Annotated in this window: 6 protein-coding genes; 4 read left to right on the top strand and 2 right to left on the bottom strand. The window is 72.8% G+C overall.

The genetic code is table 11. The features are described 5' to 3' along the window. The first annotated feature begins 787 nt into the window (after positions 1–787). Both I0C86_RS43305 and I0C86_RS12680 read left to right on the top strand, forming a co-directional pair. On the top strand, positions 788–2,308 hold the full coding sequence (locus I0C86_RS43305; RefSeq protein WP_323373608.1) for a WG repeat-containing protein: 1,521 nt from the start codon (positions 788–790) through the stop codon (positions 2,306–2,308). A 63-nt stretch (positions 2,309–2,371) separates the two neighbouring features. Beyond that, the gene (locus tag I0C86_RS12680) at positions 2,372–3,370 is read left to right on the top strand and encodes an aldo/keto reductase family protein (RefSeq protein ID WP_196201434.1); all 999 of its coding nucleotides are present in this window, start codon (positions 2,372–2,374) and stop codon (positions 3,368–3,370) included. A gap of 100 nt (positions 3,371–3,470) precedes the next feature. On the opposite strand, the gene I0C86_RS12675 is transcribed toward I0C86_RS12680, so the two are convergent. Next, positions 3,471–4,268 (bottom strand): site-2 protease family protein, encoded by a 798-nt coding sequence (locus I0C86_RS12675; protein ID WP_196201433.1) that lies wholly within the window; start codon positions 4,266–4,268, stop codon positions 3,471–3,473. Between the two features lie 4 nt (positions 4,269–4,272). Beyond that, a complete protein-coding gene (locus I0C86_RS12670) occupies positions 4,273–4,473 on the bottom strand; it encodes a hypothetical protein (RefSeq protein ID WP_192771420.1) in 201 nt (66 codons plus the stop codon). Positions 4,474–4,623: 150 nt separating this feature from the next. Here I0C86_RS12670 and I0C86_RS12665 point away from each other — a divergent pair, with 150 nt between their 5' ends. Next, positions 4,624–6,849 carry a bifunctional adenosylcobinamide kinase/adenosylcobinamide-phosphate guanylyltransferase gene (locus I0C86_RS12665; protein ID WP_230394065.1) on the top strand — a complete coding sequence of 742 codons (2,226 nt, stop codon included), beginning with the start codon at positions 4,624–4,626 and terminating at the stop codon, positions 6,847–6,849. Next, a partial coding sequence (locus tag I0C86_RS43300) for an adenosylcobinamide-GDP ribazoletransferase (RefSeq protein WP_323373607.1) occupies positions 6,842–7,178 on the top strand: 337 nt, incomplete at its 3' end. The genes I0C86_RS12665 and I0C86_RS43300, both read left to right, overlap by 8 nt.

The raw sequence follows: 7,178 nt of genomic DNA, 5'->3' as shown, positions 1-7,178 counted from the left end.
CGGGCCTCCGATCGAACCGGCCTCAACGGAGCCCGGACCGGAATTCGGACGAGCCGCCGATCTAAGTGAGACTTCCGTACCCCCCATGCCAACGACCGGACCTGTCGCGGACCACGCCACATTCGGCCCGCTCACCGATGCCACCCCGCCACCCCCGGTACGGGGGGCCGAACCCGACGTGCCGATTGCGCCGGAGGGCGTCTCCACTGCCCCGAGCGGGCAGCCGATCGCCGATCCGACCGGCCCGACGTCCGACCCGGCATCTGGCCCGACGTCGGACCCGACATCTGGCCCGACATCCGACCCGACGTCCGACCCTGCTGGACAGCCGAGTCCGCGTGCGGACCGACCGACACCGACGGACCGCACGCCGGCCAGCGACGGCGGTGGGACGGGACCCGCCGGCGCCACCGGCGGATCTCTCGGCTCGGAGACCGGATCTCCCGAAACGGCTACGGCCAGCACACCCGTATCCGATCCGGCGCCCACCGCCGCCCCTTCGGGCCCACCAACTCCCGCCACCACGTCCGGTACGTCGGGGACGCCGGCCACCCCCGGCACGGCCGGTGCGGGGGCCACCCCATCGACAACCGCTTCCGGTACGGCGCCCAACGGTCCCGCGTCCGACCCGGCGCCCACCGGTCCCGCCTCCGGTACGGCGATTGTGGGCCACCCGCCCGAGCACTCATCGGGTGCGGCGTCGCCCGGCTCGCCGGACACCGCAGCCGGCTCCGGACCACCGGCCACCGCCGGCACCCCCGCTCCCGCCCCGGCAGCGGGTTCCGGAGTGTCGGCCGCCGCGCCGACGTCCGGTCCGCCCCTGGCCACGTCGCCGCCCGGTTCGCCGGTCGCGGAGGCCAGCCCGGACACCGTGTTGCCGACCGGGCCGGCCGCCGGTGCGGCCACCGCCCTCAGGGCGCCCACCATGCTCACGCCGATCGTCCGGCCCGGTACCCGAAAGACCGAGCCGGACGCCGCGGACGTCACCCCGGAACCGGCACCCACCGACCCGGAGCAGGTGCTCGCGTCGTACCAGTGGCGCTTCCACCACGAGACGCTGCGCGAGTTGGTCGAGGACCCGGAGTCGCTGCGGGCGATCCGGGACCGGCTGACCGAGAAGCTCGAACCGGCGAAGGACAACGGCACCCGGGCCCGGCTGCTGAGCCTGCGGGCGGTCGTCTCCCGCATCCTCGGCGACCTCGGCAAGGCGCTGGCCGACGGCAAGCTGGCACTGGCACACGCGGAGGCGACCGGGCAGTTGCGACGCATCGCGATCGCCCAGGCGCGGCTGGCGCACGTCCTGCAGTGGCGCGGCGACTTCGTCGAGGCCGACCGTCTCTTCGCGGAGGCCAACTCCTCCGAACTGCCGGACCGGCTGCGGGCCACCATGCACGAGCACGCCGGACGGTCCTGCTACGACCAGGGCCGGTACATCGAGGCGTGCAACCACTTCGAGAAGGCACTGGAGCTGCGCAAGGTCGAGGACCCGGACCTCATCGCCCGTACCGAACTGGCCCTCGACGCGGTGTTCAACAAGGTGGCCCAGAACGAATGGGGCCCCTATCCGCGCGAGCGCGACGAGATCCTCCAGGTGCACCGGCCGCCGGTACCGAAGTTCAGCGAGAAGATGCAGCGCTGGGGGTACGCCGATCCGGACGGTCAGTTGGCGATCGCACCGAGCTACGCCGACGTACAGCCCTTCCGGGACGGGGCAGCCTGGGTACGCCGTCCGGACACCCGGACATGGGAGCTGATCGACGAGTCGGGCGGCCTGCTGATCGAGTCGTCGGCGGGGTACCTGGGCGTCGGGTCCTTCTCCGACGGCCTCGCCTGGGTCTCCCGGGACGGTACCGGCGGATGGGTCGCGATCGACAAGTCCAACAAGGTGGTCATCTCGGCCGGCTTCGAGGACGTACGCCCGTTCCGGCGCGGTGTCGCCGCTGTCCGGCGCGGCGGCTGGGGTGCGGTCGACCGCACCGGTCGGGTCTTCCTCCCGACCCGCTACACCGGATTCAGCACGGCGCTTACCGACGGCCGGTACGTCGACGGGTTCACCGACGAGGGCTTGGCGATCGTGGACTCCGGCGGGCGCAAGGGCGTGGTGGACCGGTCCGGGCAGGTTCTCATCGCCCCGGCACATCCGGCGCTGGTCATCCACCCGGTCGCGTTCCTGGTGGGCGACGGTGCCGGGCAGTGGGGGGCGCTCGACCGCCGTGGAGAGCCATTGATCGACGTGGTGCACCCGAGCCGGAACGACGTGATGGAGGAGATCGACCGGCTGCTCGCGGACACCAAGCCCGTGCTGTGACCTGTGTTCCTGACCGGCCCGCCAGTCTGATCATCCGCGGCTCGGAGGACTAGGGTCGAGGGTATGGAATTCCGTCACCTTGGCCGTTCGGGCCTGCTGATCAGCGAAATCTCGTACGGCAACTGGATCACCCACGGCTCACAGGTCGAGGAGGAGGCCGCGCTCTCCTGCGTTCGCGCGGCCCTGGACGTGGGCATCACCACCTTCGACACCGCCGACGTGTACGCGGGCACCAAGGCGGAGGCCGTGCTGGGCCGGGCGCTGAAGGGCGAGCGCCGCGAGGGCCTGGAGATCTTCACCAAGGTCTACTGGCCGACCGGGCCGGGCCGGAACGACCGTGGCCTGTCCCGCAAGCACATCATGGAGTCGATCAACGGGTCGCTGCGCCGCTTGCAGACCGACTACGTCGACCTCTACCAGGCGCACCGGTACGACTACGAGACGCCGCTGGAGGAGACGATGGAGGCGTTCGCCGACGTCGTGCACTCCGGCAAGGCGCACTACATCGGCGTCTCGGAGTGGAAGGCCTCGGAGATCCGGGCGGCGCACGCGCTGGCCCGCGAGCTGAAGATCCATCTCATTTCCAGCCAGCCGCAGTACTCGATGCTCTGGCGGGTCATCGAGGCCGAGGTGGTACCGACCAGCGAGGAACTCGGCATCGGACAGATCGTCTGGTCGCCGATCGCCCAGGGCGTGCTGACCGGCAAGTACCTGCCCGGCCAGGAGCCGCCGGCGGGTTCCCGGGCCACCGACTCGTCCGGCGGGGCGGGCTTCATCTCCCGGTTCATGTCGGACGAGGTGCTGACCCGGGTGCAGCAGCTCAAGCCGCTGGCCGAGCAGGCCGGGCTGAGCATGGCGCAGTTGGCCGTCGCGTGGGTCCTGCAGAACCCGAACGTCTCGTCGGCGATCGTCGGCGCCTCCCGGCCCGAGCAGGTGCACGACAACGTCAAGGCCGCCGGGGTCAAGCTCGACGCCGGGCTGCTCAAGGCGATCGACGAGATCCTCGACCCGATCACCGAACGCGACCCCGCCAAGACCGAGAGCCCGGCCCAGCGGCCCTGATCTCCGTCCGCACCGGTTAGCCGTTAGCGGTTAGGAAGGGCCCCTTCTTATACAGAAAGCGATAAGAAGGGGCCCTTCCTTACACGTCAGCCCTCACACGTCAGCCCTGCCAGAAGCGGATCAGGCGGAGGCCGTCGGCGTAGAGGTAGTCGGGCAGCCCGATCAGGTCCCCGATCGCGAAGACCCCGCCGAAGAACCAGCCGCCGACGGTGGGGTTCCAGAGCAGGGCGAAGAGCAGCAGGAAGCCGTACGGGGCCATCAGGTCGTAGCCGCGCCGCCACTGGGCGGACAACCAGGGCTGGATGACGTTGCCGCCGTCGAGACCCGGCACCGGCAGCAGGTTGAGCAGGCTCGCGGTCACCTGGAGGAAGGCGAGCAGGGCGACCCCCGCCCAGAACCCCGGCCGGGCGAAGACGTCCACACCGATGGCGAACGGCACCACCAGCAGCAGTGCGAACACCACGTTGGTCGCCGGCCCGGCGAGGCTCACCAGGGAGTGTCGCAGCCGGCCGGGGATCTGGTGCCGGTCGATCCAGACCGCACCGCCGGGCAGGCCGATGCCACCGAGCAGCACCACCGCCACCGGCAGGATGATCGACAGCAGCGGGTGGCTGTACTTGAGCGGATTCAACGTCAGGTAACCCCGGTGGGCGACGCTCCGGTCACCGGCCCGGAACGCCACCACGGCGTGCGCGTACTCGTGCAGGCACAGCGACACCAACCAGCCCGAGACCACGAAGAGGAACACGTCGAGCCGGATGTTTCCGAACCCGTTCCACGCCAGCACGCCGCTGGTCACGAAGAGCGCGACCAGGGCCAGGAAGATCGGACTGGGCCGGAAGGCCGCCCGGGGTACTCCGAGTACGAGCCCTTCCTGGTCCCGCTGATCGAAGTTCATCCGGTCACTCGGCCACGGGCTGCAGGCTCATCCGATACTCCACCCGGTCGTCCTCGACCAGCAGCACCGTGGCGACACCCGCGGCGGCGAGTTCCCGCCAGGTCTGGCCGATCCATGACTCGGCGTCGGCCTGGCTGCTGAACGCCTCGGTCGGCCCGCTCGCCGGCCCGCCGTCCGCGCCCTCGTACCGCCAACTCCACGGCATGTCGCGTCTCCCCTCGCCGATCTTTCCGCGCCGACAAAACCTCCGCCAGCCTAGTCGGCCGGCCGGTGCGAGCCAGCCAGAGCGTACGGAGGGACCTCCGACCCCGCACCTCGGCGCGAGATGCCCAGCCGAGCGCTCTAAGGTACGGGCATGTCCGTAGACGGGTGGAGCAGGATCCTGGTGCTGGGTGGCATCCGGTCCGGCAAGTCCGAGTTCGCCGAGTCGTTGGTCGAGGATGTACCGGCTGTCCGTTATGTCGCGACGGCCACGACCGGGGCCGACGATCCCGAGTGGGCGGCCCGGATCGAGGTCCACCGGGCGCGACGGCCGGCACGCTGGACGACCGAGGAGGCCACGGCCGACCCGTCCCGCCTCGCGGAGCTGATCAACGACGCGGAGCCCGGTGAGACGCTGCTGGTCGACGACCTCGGCGGCTGGGTCACCGTACTGCTCGATCCGGCACACCAGCCGGCCGACGACGTCGCCACCATCGGTGAGCTGAGCGCCGCGATCCGGGACTGCACGGCCCGTCTGGTGCTGGTCAGCCCCGAGGTGGGGCTGTCGATGGTCCCGATGACCCCGCTCGGCCGGGCCTACGCGGACGCGCTCGGCGCCACCAACCAGGCCATTGCCGACGCCTGCGACGCCGTAGTCCTGGTGGTTGCCGGGCAGCCCGCCTGGCTGAAGGCCGGCGGGGATCAGCCGAGCCTGCGCGGGTCCGCGCCGGACGGTGCCGCAGGGGCCACGGCGGCGGCCTCGACGGGTGGCGTGGCCACGTCCGACGGACCGGCACGGCCGAACGTGCCGGCACAGGCCGGCCGGGCTCCGCAGGGCGACCCCGAACCGCCGGCGCTGCCGGAGCAGGCCGCAGGGGCGACACCGTCGGCCTGGACGGAGGTGGTCGGCGCGATGCCCGAGGTGCTCCGGCCGAACACGGCCCCGGCCCCGACGGCCGAGCCGGACCCGCCGTCCGGAGTCGCCTGGGCCGCACCCACCATGGCGCTGCCGGTGGTGGCCACCGGACTGGTCATCCAGCCCGGAATGGACCTGCCGATGCCGCACGAGTACACCGGCGGAGCCGCCGTCGACCGGCTCGGCACGCTCGACCTGCCCGGCCCCGGACTCGGCAGCCTGGATCGGGTCGTCTCGTTCGCCGCCGCCACCCAGGGTACGGAGACCCCGGCACCCTGGCGGTCGGTACGGGTGCTGTTGCTGCACGGCGACCACGCCGGTGGCGCCGCCGCCGGCGCCGTTCCCGGTGAGTCTGCCCGGCGCGCCGATCAGGCCCGGCGGGGCGAGGGCCCGATCGCCCGGCTGGCGGCCGAGGCCGGCGCCACCCTCCAGGTCGTCGAGGCACCGACCGCCGGTCCGATGGAGGACGGCCCGGCGCTGTCCGTGGACGAGGTGGAGACCGCCCTGCGCTACGGCTGGCGGCTCGCCGAGGAGGCGGTCGAGGCCGGCGCCCAGTTGATCGTGCTGGCCGCCTGCGGCGCCGGTACGGACGCTGCTGCCGCCGCCGTGCTCGCCGCCACGGCCGGCGCCGAACCCGCGGCGGTGCTGGGTCGGGTGGTCAACCCGGGCGGTCAGGTCGACGACGCCGCCTGGATGACCCGCTGCGCGGCGGTCCGCGACGCCATGCACCGGACCCGGCGGAGCACCCGGGACGCCAAGGACGTGCTCGCCGAGATCGGCGGCGGCGATATCGCGATCGCGACCGGTGTGCTGCTCGGTGCGACGGCCCGCCGGACGCCGGTGCTGCTCGACGGACCGGTCGGAGTCGCGGCCGGCCTGGTCAGCCGGGATCTAGCCGGCCAGGCCCGGCACTGGTGCCTGCTGCCCGACCACGGCGAGCATCCGGCTGTGCGGCTCGGCGCCGACGTGCTCGACCTGTCCCCGCTGCTGGACCTGCGGCTCGGCCTCGGCGAGGGCGCGGCCGCGTTGGCCGCGCTGCCGCTGCTGCGTTCCGCGCTGACCCTGGCCGCGGTGCTACCGGTGCATCCGAACCTGGCCGGCGCCGACACCGGCGCCGCCGACACCGGTTCCGCAGACATCACTTTCACCGACACCGGTTCGACCGACATCGCCGCCACAGACGCCGGTTCGACCGATGTCGGTTCGACGACGGCCACCGGAGCATCCGACGCGGGGGCAGACTCGTCCGGCGAGCCGCAGCCGACGCCGGCCGCCGCCCCGGTCCCGGACCCGGCGGAGCCGTGGGCGCCCGAACCGGGGCTGCCGGGAACGGACGACGACGACCGGGAGTTCATCGAACCGGCCCCGGCCGGGCCCGGGCCGACCTCGGTCCCCGACGACGAGCCGCCGACCGGCCACGAGGACCGGCTTCAGCGCGGCGCCACCGTCCCACCCGGTGCCTGACGGCCGACTCGCGGCCGGCGGCCGGCTGGCACTCACCACGTTCACCGTCGCGCCGCTGCGGGCCGGTCGGGTCGACCGGTCCGCCGCCGGTACGGCAATGGCGCTCGCACCCGCCGTCGGCGCCCTGCTCGGCGTACTCCTCGCCGCCGTGCTCGGCATTCTGGGTGCGCTCGGTCCGCCCCTGGTCGCCGGCGTGGTGACCGTGGCGGTGGCGGCCCTGCTCACCCGCGGGCTGCATCTGGACGGGCTGGCCGACACGGTGGACGCGCTCGGGTCGTACCGGTCCGGACCGGCGGCGCTACAGATCATGCGCCAGCCGGACGTCGGTC

The organism is Plantactinospora alkalitolerans, from assembly GCF_015690345.1.
Taxonomy (GTDB): domain Bacteria; phylum Actinomycetota; class Actinomycetes; order Mycobacteriales; family Micromonosporaceae; genus Plantactinospora; species Plantactinospora alkalitolerans.
The sequence above is the reverse complement of the archived record's forward strand: the minus strand, read 5'-3'. Positions and strand labels throughout refer to the sequence as shown.